The sequence below is a fragment of the Pseudomonas sp. PB3P13 genome (assembly GCF_054897735.1).
This window is the reverse complement of record NZ_CM142702.1, coordinates 2,416,261-2,431,853: the sequence shown is the minus strand read 5'-3', so window position 1 is coordinate 2,431,853 and position 15,593 is coordinate 2,416,261. Positions and strand designations below refer to the sequence as shown.

Sequence of the window (15,593 nt, the reverse complement as noted above, 5' to 3'; positions counted from 1 at the left end):
CCTGACAGTCAGCAGATTCAAAGAGGCATGTGGGTATGAGGGTCACCAAAGCGCAGGCACAGGCGAATCGGGCGCACATCGTCGAGACGGCTTCCGCCCTGTTTCGTGAACGCGGTTATGACGGTGTGGGGGTGGCGGAACTGATGGCCGCTGCCGGGTTCACCCATGGCGGGTTCTACAAGCACTTTCGCTCCAAAGCCGATTTGATGGCTGAAGCCGCGGCGAGCGGGCTTTCGCAGAGCCTGGTCAATAGCGCAGGCCTCGACGTCACCGAGTTCGTCAATCTTTACATATCACGAGATCACCGTGATGGCCGCAGCGTTGGCTGCACAATGGCGGCCCTCTGCGGGGACGCTGCGCGTCAATCGGAGGAGCTCAAGGCAACGTTTGCTGACGGGATCGAAAGCATGCTGGCAGTCCTTGAGCCTGAGGACTCGCTGGGCGACATGGATCCGCACACAATGCGAGCACAGATGATCGACATGCTTGCCCATGCGATCGGCGCAGTCGTGTTGTCGCGGGCTTGTCCGGATGATTCCCCGCTGGCGGATGAGATTCTGGAGGCCTGCCGCGAAAAAATTCTCGCGACACTGTCACCGTCGCAGGCCACGTAGTCGTTGTCTCAGCGGCAATCCCGAGAAGTGGCTGCGCGCCCATGGCGTGGAGCCATTCGCAGCCGGCGTCGCTGAGCGTTATCCGCTATCAACAGGGCGTGGCAGACATCGACATTGACATCGATGCACGGGAGGTTTTCAGCAAGATTGCAAGGGATGGCTTGCCAAAAATGCGGCGACTCGCTCAATGACCTCGTCCGGCCGGGAATCAGCAAAAAAATGTCCACCCACTATCGCAGAAGCCTCCATCACCGTGCAGCGATCCACCCAAGTGGCGGGTAAATCATAGTGCTTGGCCATCGCACCTGAGGCGCCATAGAGGATCAGCGCGGGCGCGGTGATGCGTCGTCCGGAATCGGACATGTCGTCTGCCAGATCCACAGTGAGTGCGGCGCGATAGTCGTTGCAAAACCCAGCGATCGTTGCCGGATCACGCCAGGCTTTCCGATACGCCGCCAGTTGGTCAGCGTCAAAATCCTCCGGCCCTGCGGCACCCCAGCCGAAAAGGCAGCTCTCGAAAAAGAAATCGGGATCCGCCGCAATCATGCGCTCCGGAAAGGGTGCGGGCTGAGAAAGAAAAAACCAATGCCAGTAACTGTGGGCTATGTTCTTGCGCAGATCTGTCAGCATCACAGCCGTAGGAACGATGTCCATCAGCGTGACGCTCGCCACCACGTCTGGATGATCCAGTGTCATCCTGTATGCAGTGCGCGCGCCACGGTCGTGTCCCACAAGATGGAACCGTTCATGTCCGAGCACACGCATCAGTCCGACCTGATCCGCGGCCATGGCGCGAAATCCGTAATTTGACAGATCCGCTTGAAGCGGCGGCTTATCCGATGCCCCATACCCACGCAAATCAGCACAGACAACCCGATAGCCACGCGCGACCAGCCCAGGTGCGATACGTGCCCAGAGCGCCATGGTCTGCGGAAAACCGTGGAGCATCAGGATGGGATCGCCTTTACCCGCTGCAACACAGGCAATTTCCACATCGCCTACGGTAATTTGGTGCGTTTTGAAGTTTTCGAACATGGGGTCGTCTCGTTATTTCACCCTGACGATGACCTTGCCTTTTGCCCGACCGGTTTCAACATAAGCCAAGGCATCCGGGGTCGATTCGAATGGAAAAACCCGGTCCACCACCGGGCGTATGACACCGGAATCGATGAGCGCAGTAAGCTTACGCAACTGGTCACCGCTGGCTTTCATGTAAAGGAATGAATAGCTGACGCCACGGCGTTTAGCTTTTTTCCTGATCCCGTAACTCAACAGGCCCATGACCAGTTTCAGGAATCCGGACAATCCAGCGTTTTTCGCAAAATCAGCATCCGGTGGTCCAGAGATCGAGATGAGCTTTCCACCAGGTTTGAGTATGCGCAACGATTTCTCAAGTGTATCCGTGCCCAGGCTGTTCAAGACCACATCGTAATCGTGCAGGACCTTTTCGAAATCGTCTTTGCGGTAATCGATCACGATATCTGCACCAAGGCGCTTCACCCACTCGACATTCGCCGTGCTCGTGGTCGTCGCGACAGTCGCCCCCAGGTGCTTGGCCAGCTGAATGGCTAATGTTCCCACGCCACCGGAGCCCGCATGGATAAGCACCTTTTGACCTTTCTTCAGGTTCGCTTTTTCGACCAGCGCCTGCCAGGCCGTCAAGCCAACGCGTTAAGCATTGCGTAGATGGTGGGCACTGCAGAGAAGTACGTGGGTCGAACCCACTCGACATCCTCAAAAAACGTGTCGACGTTGAAACGCTTGCGAATCGAAACCCGACCACCGCTTGATAGCGGGACGAGCGTGCTCACCACAATGCCGTTAACGTGAAAGAGTGGAAGTATTAATAAACAGTGGCCGCCCGGGTCGACCTCATCAAAGGTGACGCTCTCGACGACATTGATCGACAGGTGCCAGTTCGCGCGGAACCGGCCGCCGACATAGCCTTCAGGGGCGACGATGTTCATTCCATCGTTGAGTTTGCGACCGGACTTGAGTCGACCGCCCTTCGTCAGGTTGGCCGGATCGCTTCGCAGGTCGGAGTTGTGATCGTCGACCGCCTTGTTGTACTGGCTGGCCACCGCGTTCTGCGCCCAAATCTCGGGATTGCCCACCGGTGACATGCGTATGACGCTGCTGCCAACCTCGATGATGATCTCGCGCAGGCTGGCGTCGATAGCTTCCGTTGCCTGAGCCGCGGACTCGGCCAAATTCAGGGCAAAGCTTCCGGCTTGACCGGAACCTGCCCGACTCACGACCGCACCTGCAGTTCATACAGAATCGGCGTACCGGCCGGGTTGATCTCTTTCAGCGGCGGCACGATTGACCAGGTCCGGCCTTGAACGATGACCTTGTTCAACAAATCAGGCACCCACGTCAGCCCCTGCGCGGCGATCTTGAGCTTCTTATCGCCCTGCTTGATCAGGCTGTTGTTCTGGAATTCTTGGCCAGTGAAGTCGAGCAGGATGCCTTGGGCAGTCTGCTCGACGACGGTGTCAGGCGGCGCGGTACCGGTGTCCGGATCGTACTCGCCGACGGTGAGCGCCCGAATAATCACGGGCTGGCCGAACTCTGTGATCATCTCCAGAGCCATCACGGCCATTTCGTCATAGAAGGCCATGATGGACTTACCTCGTGTTTTTATCTTTTGCGTTGCTGCTCGAGCATATGGTCGGCCATAGTCGCGGCCGTCCCGAGCAAAACAGTATGGGATTTCTTGAGCTTGCTCAGGCTGTCTTCAGGGAGTGATGCGGCCTCGAGGTAAACCACCTGTAAGGCTGCAGCATAGAAGCGATCCCAAGAAATTCTGTCAGCTGCATTTAGTGCCATGTAGACCTCCATAGTTGAAGGTCGACAGTAGCTCACGCCCTTACAGCGAACAACCCACGCCTCTGCAAGTAATCAGCGAATTGCGTGGCGCTCGGCCGATCCGGCGCGGCCGGCAACAGTCGGCCGCTGGTATTGGAAATCGCCGCGTACTCGCGAGTGACCGCCCCTTCGACACGCTCCAGCGTCACAGCGCCTTTGCGTTTGTCGATGGGGTCGATGTCGTCGGTATGGATCTCGGCAGCCAGGGCCATCTGACCGTACTGGATCCGCGCCGGCAGGTAGTTGTCAGGCTTGATCTGGCAATCCAGTTCAACCCCGCGGCGCGGCCAAGCCAGAGCCTGATCGCTGTCCATCTTGCGGCCCTTCCAGGTCATGCCATCCATCGCCAAGGCGGACCGGCGAAGCAGTGCTTCTTGTGCTGGCTCGTCCGCAGGAATGGCCACACCGAATTTTCCGGCGTACATGACCAGGTCTGCAGCACTCGCGTAGCTTTCGGCGTCTGGCTTGCCGGTGCCGTCCTCGATGATGAGAGTCATGGATTATTCCGCTGGAATGAGTTTGACCAGGTCAGCCTTCGGCGCTTTCGCGTCGAATTCGACGCCTTTGGCAGCCAGCCATTCGCGCAATTCTGCCACACCCATCTTCACTGGGTCCGTTTCGGCTTCCGCCTCGGCGAACTCAGGCTTCAGCTTGGCTTTGGGCGGCTTGTCGGTCTCGTCGTCACGGTCGGGCGTCACGTTTGCGTCGATGATGATCAGGTCGTTTTTCTTGGCGATGGCTTTCACGTCATCTTCGTAGCGGTGGAACGGGCCCGGCAGGTACCAAACGTTGTTCTTGGTCATGATCGAATCTCCGCCAAACCGGGCGCGCGGCCCGGCTCGGTCATCAGGGCTTACTTGGAAGCATCACCAATCAGGGCAACACCAGCGGTGTCTTTGATGCTGGTGGCGGTTTTGTCCCAGTTGGTACCGGTGGCCAGCGCTGCGCTGGTAGGCGACTTGCCGCCGTTCGCGGTGTCCCAGGTGTAACCCTTCAGGCCCAGACCGAAGGTGTAATCGACCTGAATGGTGGTTTCGATACGAGTCTGACCGTTTGTGGTCTGAACGTTCGAGATGATATCCCGACCGTCATGCACGAGCGCGGCGCCGGACGCCAAGGCCAGAATGATCTCCTTGTTAGGAGTGCCGGCCTGCAGCAGTGCGGGGGCGTCGGTCACCACAGACGTTTTACCGAGAATGTCGACAACGCGAACGTTGCCAGCCAGGAACAGGTTCTGGGTGTTAGCCAGGTTCTGACCGACCAGCTTGTGCCACGAGCTGCCGGTCATAACCTGAGCGACCAGATTCTGACTGGCGTCACCGAACTTGGCATGCGAGCTGTTCAGGCTGGCCTGCGAGATGCCGGCGGTTGCCGACACGTCGTTGACTGCGGCGGCCTGTGCGGTGATGGCGGCAACCAGAGCAGCAATGGCGGTGTTCAACTGATCCTTGAGCAGAATCTCAGCGAACGCTCGGGACGCGACTTCGATGCCTTGAGCAGTTGGACGCTGCAACCAGGTCATCTGGGACGGCTCGTAGCGTACCGGACCGAAGCCGCCGGCAACTTTAACCGTGGTGTTCTGCAGCTCGGTCAGATCTACCGGAGTCACGGCGGCCTGCGCGGCGTAGCGGTTCACGCGACGTTGAGCTGCGCCGAGGTTCTGGAAGAAAGACTCTTGCAGAAAGTCACCGGTGAAGCCGTCGGGCGAGAGCACGATCGCGCCATTGCTGGCAGCGTTGAAGGCCGCGAGCATTTGATCAAGGGTCTCCAGCGTCGCTGGCATGACGTAATCGTTGAAGACCTGCATTTGAGACAGGGACATGAATTATTCCTTAATTGAGAGGGAGGTCCGGAAACTTGCTGGCGATTGCCGCAGTGCGTTCCGTCTTGGTGCCGCCGATATTGCCTTTCGCGGCCCCGCCGCCATTCCCAGCACCGTTGGCCCCGCCACCCGATGCCTTGCTACCCGCGATCAGTGGCGCGAACGCCACGTCGTTTGCGAATTCTGCTTTCAGCTCATCCAGCGTTGCCGCCGAGAGCTTGCCCTGAGGGTCGAGCACGACCACAACAGGCTTCCCATCGCGCTGTTCGACGCTCAAACGGCGCTCGATGTGCGGCAACAGGGCTTTGGCGCTGCCTGGGATTGCCAGGGCAGACGCGATATCAGTAGCGGTACGACCGACGGTCAGATCCCGGATCTGAGTGCTCAGCGTTCCACGCTCCTGTTCCAGCATGCCGTTCAGCTCAGCTTCACGACGGGTGTACTTTTCAGACCAGGACTTTTCGAGCTCTTCAACGTTGCCGGACTTGCGGGCGTTTTCTTCACGCTCCAGTCGGGCCTGGTCTTCAGCATCCTTGCGTGCCTTGTCGGCAGCCTTCTTCTCGTCCAGCAACTCCTGAACCTTGGATTTCAAGCCCGAGACATCCTCGGGCTGTGGCAGACCTTCAATGCCGAGTACGAACTTGCCGTCCTTCTCGGTGTAAAGAGCGCGCACGGCTTCGTCGACACCATCCAGGCTGTCCAGTTGGAATTTCAGCATTTGTTGTCTCCCAGAGACGTTGGTGCAGGCCCTGCCTGCAAAAAAAAGAGGTGGATCTGTAGTGGCCAAATGATGACAATGCGCCCCGAAAAATTTCCCACATACCGGAGCGAGCAATGACGAACGACGCAAATGGCGCGACTAAGAAACTGGAACTACGAAACGGATTGTTGATTGCGGTCATTACAAGTGTGCTTACACTTGCTGGTGTAATGAGTACTGGCCTCACCAGCTGGATTTCGTCTTCGCAGTCATCAGCCACAACGAAAAGCCAGGCCTGCATTGTTCGATTGGATACTCAGGAACAAAACTTTCGCGGAAAAGCGGACCAGTTCCTCGTAGCCTTAGGGGGATTTTCGGCGCTCCTAGCACATAAGAAACTTGACAACGAGGCGTACAACACAAGGCTCGACGACCTTATGAAGGCTGGTTATTCGTTCAGCGCTTACGCACCTGAGAAACTCGCAACTTTGAGCAGGAATCTGGTAACTCAACTGAAAAACGCGATTCATTTAGAAGATGAGAGCGAGTCTAAACAGGCATTGCAGGATTTCTACAAATCGAATCAGCAGTGGAATGATGACTTCCAACAATCTCTCAAAGAGTTAGCGTCAGATCGAAGCGGATGCTGACTTAAATCCTTGCTAACTCGAACGCTAGGGGCTCAAGAGCCTTCATCTGCACCAGCGTCAATGGCTCAAAGTTGCGATCAAGCTGCAGCTCGGAAAATCGTTCGATGCTCAGGCCGCCTTCACGAAATAGCTTGGCACGGACTGGGCCAATAGCCTTGTCCTGAAATGCTGCCGGCTGCTGCTTGAGCCAGTCGTAATAGCTGAGGTCTGCCCTCACCTGCTGGGCGCCGCCATCGCCGATAGATGCCCGGGTGGCGTAACGTTCCTTGATGCGGCGGATCATGTCCGGCGTGTCGTAGCCGTCCATCAACTCATCGACCGCCCGCGGCAGACCCTGCTCGCGCTTGACGTGTGTCACCGCCGCCATCTTGCCTACGTTGAAGTCCATGCCGATGAAGAGCGGTTCGCCGGGCTGCACCGTGCCAAAGCACTGGTTCAGCTTCCGGTCGTAGGCGTGATAGATCGATCCCGACGTCAGGTTGACGAACTGGCCGTTCAGGTACGCAAGGATCAGCTGAGGCGGATACGACTCCATCCTCACCAATCCGCTCAGTGTGCGCGGCGCGGACGGTGGCAAGCTGCTAAAGTCGTTCATCGATGGCTTCACCGCCACCGAGCGACAACGCCTTACTGGCGCGATCCGGCAGGGCTTCTTCGAAGGCCAGACCAACTTCCAGATCATCAAGAACATCCGCGGTACGAAGTCGCTTCAATACAACGACGGCATCCTGGCCACGACCAACCGGAACGCCGGCGCCTTGGTGCGAACTGCGGTGCAGCACGTCGCCACCCAGGCGCGCATGGAAACGCTGAAAGAAAACTCTGATGTCGTGCAGGCGGTGGAATGGGTCAGCACCCTGGACACGAAGACCACCAGCCAGTGTCGGACGCTCGATAAGCAGCGCTTCAAGCTGACCGAGGGGCCGCGGCCGCCGATCCACATCAATTGCCGATCGACCATTGTCGCGGTGACCCGCTTCAGCGCTTTGTTCGCGAAGGACTGGGAGCACACAGGCGACGACTACAAGAAGACCTGCGAAATCCGGGTTTATCCGGATGCGTCCGGTAACTCTCGCAAGTCGGTCAATGCCAGTGAAACAGACCTCGCCCTGTTGAAGCAGGCCGGCTTCGCCGTCATAGCGCCGGCGGCCAACCCGCCAGTCAAGGATCGAATCAACGCCATGAACGCCATGTTCTGCAACGCGCAGGGCGAACGGCGTTACCTGGTCAATCCGTTCACATGCCCAACTTACGCCGACGGCCTTGAGCAGCAGATCTGGGCGCCCAACGGCGAGCCGGACAAGAGCCAGGGCAACGACCACGCCAACGATGGCGGCGGTTACTTCATCCATCGCGAGTACCCGATCGTTAAACCGGTCACCTCAATGAAAATGGGAGTCGCCCGATGACGGACGTCACTTTTACCCGCCCCGAGTACACAGCGGCGCGATACCGCTGGCGGTTGGTGCGTGACGTCTGCAAGGGCTCGGAGACAGTCAAGGCTGCAGGCGATTATTACCTGCCCCGACCGAACGCTTCGGACATCAGCGATTGAATGTAGTCGTCGGGCAGGTTCAGCTCGTTGTCGAACGTGCTGGCCTGCACTAGGCCGTACATCTTGTTCAGCTTCGGCTTATCGCGGACCTACCCGCAGATCCGAGACATCTTCTATCCGACGATGGATGAAGTGGCCTATGACTGGGGGCTCAAGACCAAGATCAACCAGGCGAACCATGAAGTTCACATCTACAGCGGCCGGCAATATCGCGGCACTGTGATTTGCCGGTCGATGGAGAAGCCGCAGACGATTGTCGGTTTCAAGATCGGCCATGCACTGGTGGATGAGCTGGACGTGCTGACGTCGGTCAAAGCTCAGCAGGCGTAGCGCAAGATCATCGCCCGGATGCGCTACAACCTGCCGGGGCTTAAGAACGGCGTCGACGTAACCACGACACCGGAAGGCTTCAAGTTCGTCTTCCTGCAGTTTGTGAAGCAGCTCGGAGCGAAGTAGCCAGCGTTGACGCCGGGCCACTCCATGAAATGCTTGCTCAGCGCCGAGCATCCCACCCAGGTCTTGCCTGAGCCGAACCCGGCAACGAATGCGCGAAACTTGTGAGGCAGCAGAAGGAATTGCGATTGCGGAACGTTAAGGCTCGGCATTCGGCTTCCTCGCATCCACCACGTCTACTTGAATGCGGGTCGGGATTGCTGGCTCATCGTCAGGATCATCCTTGCGGTGGCGATTGACGTAGATGTCGCCGACTTCCTTGGCGGCTTGCTCCAGCACCTGCATAGCCAAAGCGATATTCTTCATCGTCTCGGCCTTCTCGACGAATCTACCCAGTGCTCGCAGACGAAACGCACGGTTGGCGATCGGGATCTCGGCAGTCTCTTCGCGGAAGCGCTTGCGGGTGTCATGGAACAAGGTCTGCCACTTGAGGGCAACGTGTTCGGTCTTGGCTTTCGCATCGTCGGAGACTCGGTTGATGTCTTCAGTGAGTTCGCGCTGTAGGCGCAGGGTGTTGGTGAGCGAGGTCACTCGGGCGGTTGCTATATCTCGCTCGGTCGTGACCTGGTCCAGTTCAGTGTTCGCACTCTGGAGCTGTACCCACATCACCCCGAACGACACGGCCACTGCAAGCACCACCCACACCCAGGCGGGCACCAGCTTAAGGACGGCGATCACTCTGGATCTCCATCATTCAGCTTTGGCTGCTTGATCACTCGCGATACCGCAACGGCGATACCAAGCACCATGTTCACCGAGGCGTATACCAGAGGATCAACCGACCCTTGGAATGACGACCAGCCAGCAGCAGCGGCATTCAGTACCACGCCAGCAATCGCCCATTGAACACTGGTCATGCGCCAGAACTTTCGCCATTCAGGGATTAGGGTCATGAGCTTTCTTCGCTGCAGGTAGTTGCTCGAGGCTTTCGGCATAGCGCTTCCACTCATCGCGACTTTTCAGGGCCTGACGGAGCGCAGCACCTTGGCCTTCAGCAGGAACGCATTGACCACTCACATAGCGGTAGACGGTTGTGCGTCGAACCTTGGTAGGCTCCTGGATCGTTTCTTTCTGCGCGCAACCAGTGAGCAGCATGAGGACGATCAACAGGCGCTTCATTTTGGTCTACCCATCTGGGCGAGCCCTTTTAGGCCCTCCCAGAGTTGATTGATCTGGAACTCTTGCTTCTGGGTTGAGGTGCGAAGGGAATCGACGAACTTGTCTGTCGACTCCCTTGAGCGCTCCAAAGAGTCAACCCTCTGGCCGATCAGCGCTTGGCTGGTCTGGTAGGCGGCAAGCTGCACTTGAAGCGAGCCGAGTGATCCGACTACGTACACAAACGCGCCAATGGCACCGGCCGACAGGATCGTTTGCAGTATCGGGACAGCGACCTTGAATGTGGTGCTGTCTGCAATGCGCGAGACTTCAGTCATAGGCGGTACCGTGAATAAAAAAGGCCTGCGTTGGCCTGGGCATAGCCCAAAACAGAAAGGCCCCGATCAATGTCGAGGCCCTGAATAGGTGCGCAGTCTTTCCCGCTGTCTGCCAAAGACCTTCACAGCGTCGACGCCCTTATGCATCGATCTCGCAGCTTCAGTCTCGCGCCACTCCGCAATCATGTGAGGCCAGAGTGCGCGGGCTGCCGGTGTTGATTCCGTACGTCGCACTATCTGGCTAACGACGTCCAGGCCTTTCGTGAGGCCGCCTTGGCGGCGGTGAATTCGAGGCATAAAAAAGCCCAACGCTATGGCTGGGCTAGTTTGAAGATGGCTTTTCTACTGTGATATCTGTCGGCTATTTCGCCAGTAGAGATAGGCGAGGCCTATTGGTGCCACGAAAATCGACAGCCACCAACACATTAGCATGGTAAGAGTTTTTACAAACAGCATCAGCGAGGCATTCACGAAGAACACGTTGTTTCCCATGACGTATCCGATGACGCTTTCGTAAACAAACCGAGAATACGGGTAAAGAATCGTGCAGACGACGCAGATAACGATAAATCCGGGCTTGCCCGTGAGACCACTGGAACTATTGGCCATCAAGGACAGTATCAAGATCGGAAAGAGAGATCCAAAAATAAGCTGGCGTACGTAGTAGGCGGCGGTCAATCCACCAAAAGTTTTCGAGAGAAATGAATGCATGAATGTCCCTTTGCGCTGTTGATTCCAATTGGCCACTAAAATATCAGGAACCGGCCACCATCGGAAAGAAGAACGCCGCGAACGCTTTAAGAAAACCCGGCGCAGTGGCCGGGTTCCGTGGAGGCATATGCATTCGTTAGAAGCTAGTCAGCTCCGCCGTTTTCGCGGTCAGTCTGGGCATCCTGATCAGATCCTGGATTCCCAGGCGGCGGATCCCAATCTACTGGCCTCTCGCCCGTGCCTTGCTTGGGCTCTGACTCAGCTTGATCAAGACCTGAATTGTGACCTTCGCCCGTATCGGGCGCGTTCTCGTCGGGGCCCGGGTATGGCGCTTCAGGGCCGTTGTTGTCGTCAACCATAACTTTCTCCCATCAGAAGCGCAGGGTCTGCGCATACATTTGAGAGGCTCTGCCTGGACGGAGAGTGCAATTCCCTCGACGAGCGGACAAAAAAGCCCCCCACGATGGCGAGGCTTTGGAACTGGCGCATCAAGATTTACTCGGCAGCAACGGTATCACTACAAAAATGTTGTATCACTACAAAAATGTAGTACCATCAACTTATCAAACGCCTCCACATCACATCCAAACTAGATGATTAGGCCTTCCAGTTCGCAGTACTTGGGACGTTGTTGGCGATTTCGGCAGCGAAGGCCAGCATGCTGTCACCGCTAGGTAACCGCGGGCGAAACAGCCCTACCGTCACCGCCCTCCCCGACTCGCGATCTAGATTGATGGCGAGTCCGGGGCCAGCCAGGCGATACCCGTAGGCGATTTGTTTGAGGTTGCCGACACTGGTGCCACTGCGCTCTGCCAGGGAATCCAGTTGGGCCGGCTCCAGGGAGCGGATGAGGTCGATTAGCGTCATGTTGATCTCCGAAAGAGCTCCAGATTACACAATGCTAAATCGTATAGCAATAGCGATTAGTAATTTACCAACTGCTAAATCGAGACCACTATTCGCCTATGGATATGAAAACTCTTCGGGTCGAAGCGCTGCGGCGCGTGATCGGCCAACTCAGTCAAAAAGACTTCGCCGAGCAGCACGATCTGGACGCGTCCTATTTGTCCCAGATCCTCAATGGGCATCGAGGCCTGGGCGAGAAAGCTGCGCTCAATCTTGAGCAGAAAATCGGCCTAGCGCCGGGCCTTCTGGTGAACCCTGGCGGCAACGGATCGAACGTGATCGAGGGTGAATTCTCGCGACATGAAGTCCATCGCGAGCATTCGCCTGCCTACCAAGCGATGCTGGGGACCGCCTCGCCCCGGGCAATTGCTATCGTCGAAAAGCTAGCCAGAGCCGCGGCAAAGGGGAAGCTGAAGGAATCAGATCTGGTGCTGCTGGAAGGTATCGCCGGCCTGCTCGAAAAAGCCAACGCCGAAAAATCCTGAATCCGAGATGGCAAAAGCCCGGCGCAAGGCCGGGCTCTCTTCGCTCCTACCTCAGCAAATCCCCTTCCCTGCTCTGCCACATAGCCTGAAGCTTTGCCAGCCCTTTGCCGGTAATCAGCGTCGAGCACGTGGGGATCGTGCCGTCGATTGGATGCTCGAAAGTGCCTAGCTTTACATCGAGCAGACCTGCTTCGATCTTCACCTGGTAGGGCTCGTTGTTCCTCGTCACCCATCCCTTCTGGCGCATGAACTGCAGCAGCCTAGTTCGACCAGTGCCGATGATCTTCGCGGCCTGGGCTGCGTTGTACGTCTTATGGGACACCGCGACCATGTCGTGGAAGGCCACCTTCGGCGCATCCTGCTCCACCTTCACTTCCAGTTCGTGGTTCTCTTTCGAGAGCTCGATATTGTCCGCTTCCAACGCAACGACCTTCGTCACGTTTTCGGTAAGCAGCGCCAGGAGTGTGCGAGGGTCGCTCAATGCAGCTGCATAGTCGAAGGCAGGCTTCGCATTGGCTCCCTCAAGCTCTCTCCAGCGGCGAACAACAGCAAGACGCATCTTGGCGCTGTAGCCAGTTAACAGCGTGTCAGTCAGTTCGCGGTCAAGGTTGAAGCACGGGAGAGCCCGCCCGGTGCTGTCTTGGTACTGGGCTGAATAATCAGCCGAGTTGATTTCCAGTTCGGCGAACATGTTACGGATATCGGCGAGCACGTTTTTGTGCGCCTTGTCTGTCAGTTCCGCGATCTCGCGGGATGACATGGTGTGACACGACACGTTCTGTTGAATCTGAAAATGCGTCGCGACGCCATTCTGCTTGTGCTGAATAGAGGAAATGCTCATTGCGCACTCTCCAGTCCTGCATGCGTCGAGTCGACGATCACCTTCGCTGTATTTGCAGCCCGATACAGTAGCCAAGCTTGATTGGGCGTTATTCCATCGACCCCCATGGCAGCTGCTTCAAGTGAAGATTTCAGCTCGCTGAGAATGCAGGACGCCTCTTCAAGGGCATCCGTAACTGGGACCCCAGGCCGAACAGCAAGCAAGTGTTCCTGGTTCGGGTTGCAAATTGTGAAAGACAACTCCACCGTGACCGGCATACAGATAGCGCCAGCATTGAGTTTTTCGTTTACTTCGGTATGCTTGCTCATGTGAATGTCCTCAGAAATGTTCACTGCTTCATAGGCCTCAGGCGTTGGTCCGCCTGGGGCTTTTTTATGCCCGCTGTTTTTGTTCATCTTCCTGCTCCATCATTTTCTTCAGGCGATAAATCACTTCGCCATTGATCGTTCTCCCATTCCCTTCAGCCTCGCCACACAACCAGTGTCTCATCTGCTCAGGAAGCCTGAGGATCGTTGGAATCTTCGTTGCCTTTTTCATTTCTACCTCCTCGTGACGGTGATCATTTGTGATCATTTAGCTCCACTACGAGTCACTTGTCAATACTGATCACATAGCGTCATTTCTTGTCTGGTATAGTGATATTTAATCGTATATTGACAGGCTAAAAGGCTACCAATGACTGATGCGAAGCCGTTCTCAGAGCGCCTCCTATGGGCCAGATCTGAGGCGGGACTTACTCAAAAAGACTTAGCATCCAAGAGTGGAATTAGCCTTCCCCAAATTGTTAGGTATGAGGCTGGGAGATCTACACCGAGGCTCGGCGGTGCGCTAAAGCTTGCACGAGTACTGAACATGGACGCCTACGATTTACTCCCTGAGCTAAAGAAGACAACGCATGAAACCGAGATAGATTTTAGTGACGAAGAGGAGGAGGTACTCCGGAAGACGGCAAATGGCCTAGGTATCAGCATAGAGGAGCTGATACGGAAAATAGTGATGAAGGGATTGCGGGAGAGAGCCAACGATCCGGAGTTGCGAAAGCTAATTGATGAAAATTTACCCGGCCTTGTAGAGACGATCAACGACCATGATGATGAGGCTGACGACGATCTTGCCTGATAGCTTGAATGCCGTTTGATACTCCTCTGTAGCGCAGTTCTCTGCAGTACCAACCCCTGGACCTCGGCGAGCACAAAGCCCACAGGCGAACCGCGAGTGCTTGTATCGCTCAGAGGCACAGCGCGCGGAAATGATGGATAGAGTTTCAAACGCTTGTAAATTGTTGATGGCGCTAGACCGGTGATTTTCTCGATCTCGGGCATACGGATGATGGTGTTCGCTGGCTCAAGTTGAGCTTGATCTAAAGATTTTGACATATCTGTTTCCTGCCATTGGATGGGACTGGAAACAGATTGCCTCTCTGAAGCGCATGACAGAAAGGGAGTACATGGTTACATGTCCTATGTCATGGCTTGACTAAATGGTCAGGTTTTATCGCTGTAGCTAGGTAAACAGCCTTGTGCGGCGGCGTTTTATCCCACGGCACATTCAAGCCAAGTAAAGTGCAAATTTCCCGCTGGATAGTTTCCTGTGTAGGTTGGCGCATCTCAGGCTTGTACTTTGCCCAGTAATCCAAGGCAACCTGGCGCATAATCTCAAGCTCCTTTGTGGAGTAGGGAAAACTTAGGCCTTGGTGATTCGTTTCTTTCTCAATCGGGCTATTCGTTAAGCTCAGCAACTGAGCCCGGAGGTCGGCGTTTTCTTGAAGCAGGTCACTATTTTGACGTTCAAGATTTTTGAGGCGTAGCGCTGGGGGGATGTCGCTTTTTTCGTTGAGGGGAATGACTATGCTTGAATACTCACTTGGTGAGCGCTCGACCATTAACGGAATTGGCCAGTCTATGTCGTTTTTTGTCAACCAACGCCTCACATCTCCTAAATCCACTTCTTGATCGATTCCGAGGTCGGTTGTGCGCTCCAACGCACCACTTAACGAAATTGCAGGTATGGCAAACCCCTTCCTTATTAGGCTTACCACTACTGGCCGCTTATAGCCCTGGGTCTCCAGTAACACACTAATTTCACGCGGAGTAGCTTTCCATACAGACGATAGAAAAGAATACTCACGCTGGCCAGTTTTATAATTCAGACGCCAACTAGTTTGAATGCCGCCGGCATGAAGAACGTCCCAAATATCCCGTGAAAAACCAAACTCAAGAAGCTCTTTGCTTTCTGAGCGTAATACTTCGTCGAATACAATATCGCTGACTTTCAAACTAGAGTAACTCGGACTGCCTGCCACTCTTTTCAAAAGCGCAGTAGCTGCGCGCTCGGGATCGAACACTGGAAGTCCCGACTTATCCAACTTCATTTCCTGCATAGGTCCAGTCACAGATCGTAGGCACCCCAGCACTACACGAGCGGAGTCATGTAGAGGCAAGATTGCACCCTCGTCCGAATACGCGACACTCGTGATTAGGTCAGCCACGCACACAAAACTATCCAACACCCTGTCTAGAAATTGAGTTGCCGCCATGACACTCCACCTTAAGCTG

Annotated in this window: 22 protein-coding genes and 7 pseudogenes; 8 read left to right on the top strand and 21 right to left on the bottom strand. The window is 55.9% G+C overall.

Features of this window, described 5'->3' with window-relative positions:
* Nucleotides 1-35: 35 nt before the first annotated feature.
* The gene (locus ACYZT1_RS11335) at nucleotides 36-614 is read left to right on the top strand and encodes a TetR/AcrR family transcriptional regulator (protein WP_462018990.1); all 579 of its coding nucleotides are present in this window, start codon (nucleotides 36-38) and stop codon (nucleotides 612-614) included.
* 138 nt (nucleotides 615-752) lie between these two features.
* Here ACYZT1_RS11335 and ACYZT1_RS11330 read toward each other — a convergent pair whose 3' ends face one another.
* The 9 genes and pseudogenes from ACYZT1_RS11330 to ACYZT1_RS11290 form a co-directional block, all read right to left on the bottom strand.
* Complete coding sequence (locus ACYZT1_RS11330; protein ID WP_462018989.1) at nucleotides 753-1,649, bottom strand: alpha/beta fold hydrolase; 897 nt, start codon at nucleotides 1,647-1,649, stop codon at nucleotides 753-755.
* 12 nt (nucleotides 1,650-1,661) lie between these two features.
* Nucleotides 1,662-2,282, bottom strand: a pseudogene (locus tag ACYZT1_RS11325) (NADP-dependent oxidoreductase); the annotation flags it as partial.
* Nucleotides 2,273-2,869: an AMP-binding protein gene (locus tag ACYZT1_RS11320; protein WP_462018988.1), complete on the bottom strand. Its 597-nt coding sequence runs from the start codon at nucleotides 2,867-2,869 to the stop codon at nucleotides 2,273-2,275. The pseudogene ACYZT1_RS11325 and the gene ACYZT1_RS11320, both read right to left, overlap by 10 nt.
* Nucleotides 2,866-3,234, bottom strand: a complete 369-nt coding sequence (locus ACYZT1_RS11315; protein WP_462018987.1) for a hypothetical protein — start codon at nucleotides 3,232-3,234, stop codon at nucleotides 2,866-2,868. Before ACYZT1_RS11315 ends, ACYZT1_RS11320 begins: the two co-directional genes overlap by 4 nt.
* A gap of 20 nt (nucleotides 3,235-3,254) precedes the next feature.
* Entirely contained in the window at nucleotides 3,255-3,443 is a 189-nt protein-coding gene (locus tag ACYZT1_RS11310) for a hypothetical protein (protein ID WP_462018986.1), read from the bottom strand.
* Between the two features lie 32 nt (nucleotides 3,444-3,475).
* Nucleotides 3,476-3,979: a DnaT-like ssDNA-binding protein gene (locus ACYZT1_RS11305; protein ID WP_462018985.1), complete on the bottom strand. Its 504-nt coding sequence runs from the start codon at nucleotides 3,977-3,979 to the stop codon at nucleotides 3,476-3,478.
* A 3-nt stretch (nucleotides 3,980-3,982) separates the two neighbouring features.
* A complete protein-coding gene (locus ACYZT1_RS11300; RefSeq protein WP_462018984.1) occupies nucleotides 3,983-4,285 on the bottom strand; it encodes a HeH/LEM domain-containing protein in 303 nt (100 codons plus the stop codon).
* A gap of 50 nt (nucleotides 4,286-4,335) precedes the next feature.
* Nucleotides 4,336-5,304 carry a major capsid protein gene (locus ACYZT1_RS11295; RefSeq protein WP_462018983.1) on the bottom strand — a complete coding sequence of 323 codons (969 nt, stop codon included), beginning with the start codon at nucleotides 5,302-5,304 and terminating at the stop codon, nucleotides 4,336-4,338.
* Nucleotides 5,305-5,314: 10 nt separating this feature from the next.
* Nucleotides 5,315-6,022, bottom strand: a complete 708-nt coding sequence (locus tag ACYZT1_RS11290; RefSeq protein WP_462018982.1) for a hypothetical protein — start codon at nucleotides 6,020-6,022, stop codon at nucleotides 5,315-5,317.
* Between the two features lie 116 nt (nucleotides 6,023-6,138).
* Between ACYZT1_RS11290 and ACYZT1_RS11285 the strand changes: the two genes are divergently transcribed.
* Nucleotides 6,139-6,654 (top strand): hypothetical protein, encoded by a 516-nt coding sequence (locus tag ACYZT1_RS11285; RefSeq protein ID WP_462018981.1) that lies wholly within the window; start codon nucleotides 6,139-6,141, stop codon nucleotides 6,652-6,654.
* 1 nt (nucleotide 6,655) lies between these two features.
* Here the strand turns inward: ACYZT1_RS11285 and ACYZT1_RS11280 are convergent.
* Both ACYZT1_RS11280 and ACYZT1_RS11275 read right to left on the bottom strand, forming a co-directional pair.
* Nucleotides 6,656-6,910 (bottom strand): annotated as a pseudogene (locus ACYZT1_RS11280) (phage head morphogenesis protein); the annotation flags it as partial.
* Nucleotides 6,911-7,189 (bottom strand): annotated as a pseudogene (locus ACYZT1_RS11275) (terminase); the annotation flags it as partial. It abuts the pseudogene before it with no gap.
* Between ACYZT1_RS11275 and ACYZT1_RS11270 the strand changes: the two are divergent.
* From ACYZT1_RS11270 to ACYZT1_RS11255, 4 genes and pseudogenes are all read left to right on the top strand, one after another.
* A pseudogene (locus tag ACYZT1_RS11270) lies at nucleotides 7,185-7,655 on the top strand (minor capsid protein); the annotation flags it as partial. The pseudogenes ACYZT1_RS11275 and ACYZT1_RS11270 sit on opposite strands and share 5 nt — an antisense overlap.
* Nucleotides 7,656-8,063, top strand: a pseudogene (locus ACYZT1_RS11265) (phage terminase large subunit family protein); the annotation flags it as partial.
* Complete coding sequence (locus ACYZT1_RS11260; protein ID WP_462019329.1) at nucleotides 8,060-8,209, top strand: hypothetical protein; 150 nt, start codon at nucleotides 8,060-8,062, stop codon at nucleotides 8,207-8,209. The pseudogene ACYZT1_RS11265 and the gene ACYZT1_RS11260, both read left to right, overlap by 4 nt.
* Before the next feature lie 87 nt (nucleotides 8,210-8,296).
* A pseudogene (locus tag ACYZT1_RS11255) lies at nucleotides 8,297-8,662 on the top strand (terminase large subunit domain-containing protein); the annotation flags it as partial.
* 138 nt (nucleotides 8,663-8,800) lie between these two features.
* Here the strand turns inward: ACYZT1_RS11255 and ACYZT1_RS11250 are convergent.
* The 5 genes from ACYZT1_RS11250 to ACYZT1_RS11230 all read right to left on the bottom strand — a co-directional run bounded on the left by ACYZT1_RS11250 (nucleotide 8,801) and on the right by ACYZT1_RS11230 (nucleotide 11,673).
* Nucleotides 8,801-9,340, bottom strand: coding sequence for a DUF2280 domain-containing protein (locus ACYZT1_RS11250; RefSeq protein ID WP_462018980.1), 540 nt, complete (start codon nucleotides 9,338-9,340; stop codon nucleotides 8,801-8,803).
* Entirely contained in the window at nucleotides 9,337-9,555 is a 219-nt protein-coding gene (locus tag ACYZT1_RS11245; RefSeq protein WP_150712710.1) for a DUF7940 domain-containing protein, read from the bottom strand. Before ACYZT1_RS11245 ends, ACYZT1_RS11250 begins: the two co-directional genes overlap by 4 nt.
* Nucleotides 9,539-9,781 carry a hypothetical protein gene (locus ACYZT1_RS11240; RefSeq protein WP_462018979.1) on the bottom strand — a complete coding sequence of 81 codons (243 nt, stop codon included), beginning with the start codon at nucleotides 9,779-9,781 and terminating at the stop codon, nucleotides 9,539-9,541. Before ACYZT1_RS11240 ends, ACYZT1_RS11245 begins: the two co-directional genes overlap by 17 nt.
* A complete protein-coding gene (locus ACYZT1_RS11235) occupies nucleotides 9,778-10,095 on the bottom strand; it encodes a hypothetical protein (RefSeq protein WP_462018978.1) in 318 nt (105 codons plus the stop codon). The genes ACYZT1_RS11240 and ACYZT1_RS11235 overlap by 4 nt, the downstream gene beginning before the upstream one ends.
* Before the next feature lie 1,308 nt (nucleotides 10,096-11,403).
* Nucleotides 11,404-11,673, bottom strand: coding sequence for a hypothetical protein (locus tag ACYZT1_RS11230; RefSeq protein WP_462018977.1), 270 nt, complete (start codon nucleotides 11,671-11,673; stop codon nucleotides 11,404-11,406).
* A gap of 98 nt (nucleotides 11,674-11,771) precedes the next feature.
* Between ACYZT1_RS11230 and ACYZT1_RS11225 the strand changes: the two genes are divergently transcribed.
* The gene (locus tag ACYZT1_RS11225; protein WP_462018976.1) at nucleotides 11,772-12,197 is read left to right on the top strand and encodes a hypothetical protein; all 426 of its coding nucleotides are present in this window, start codon (nucleotides 11,772-11,774) and stop codon (nucleotides 12,195-12,197) included.
* 46 nt (nucleotides 12,198-12,243) lie between these two features.
* Here the strand turns inward: ACYZT1_RS11225 and ACYZT1_RS11220 are convergent, their stop codons facing one another.
* From ACYZT1_RS11220 to ACYZT1_RS11210, 3 genes are read right to left on the bottom strand one after another with little or no spacing between them, the layout of a single operon-like run.
* Nucleotides 12,244-13,038, bottom strand: a complete 795-nt coding sequence (locus ACYZT1_RS11220; protein ID WP_462018975.1) for a phage antirepressor KilAC domain-containing protein — start codon at nucleotides 13,036-13,038, stop codon at nucleotides 12,244-12,246.
* The gene (locus ACYZT1_RS11215; protein ID WP_462018974.1) at nucleotides 13,035-13,433 is read right to left on the bottom strand and encodes a DUF3077 domain-containing protein; all 399 of its coding nucleotides are present in this window, start codon (nucleotides 13,431-13,433) and stop codon (nucleotides 13,035-13,037) included. The genes ACYZT1_RS11220 and ACYZT1_RS11215 overlap by 4 nt, the downstream gene beginning before the upstream one ends.
* Nucleotides 13,411-13,575 (bottom strand): Arc family DNA-binding protein, encoded by a 165-nt coding sequence (locus ACYZT1_RS11210; protein WP_462018973.1) that lies wholly within the window; start codon nucleotides 13,573-13,575, stop codon nucleotides 13,411-13,413. The genes ACYZT1_RS11215 and ACYZT1_RS11210 overlap by 23 nt, the downstream gene beginning before the upstream one ends.
* Before the next feature lie 138 nt (nucleotides 13,576-13,713).
* Here ACYZT1_RS11210 and ACYZT1_RS11205 point away from each other — a divergent pair, with 138 nt between their 5' ends.
* Complete coding sequence (locus ACYZT1_RS11205; RefSeq protein ID WP_462018972.1) at nucleotides 13,714-14,157, top strand: helix-turn-helix transcriptional regulator; 444 nt, start codon at nucleotides 13,714-13,716, stop codon at nucleotides 14,155-14,157.
* 68 nt (nucleotides 14,158-14,225) lie between these two features.
* Here ACYZT1_RS11205 and ACYZT1_RS11200 read toward each other — a convergent pair.
* Nucleotides 14,226-14,360, bottom strand: a pseudogene (locus ACYZT1_RS11200) (helix-turn-helix transcriptional regulator); the annotation flags it as partial.
* A gap of 143 nt (nucleotides 14,361-14,503) precedes the next feature.
* A complete protein-coding gene (locus tag ACYZT1_RS11195; protein ID WP_462018971.1) occupies nucleotides 14,504-15,409 on the bottom strand; it encodes a hypothetical protein in 906 nt (301 codons plus the stop codon).
* Nucleotides 15,410-15,593 lie beyond the last annotated feature (184 nt).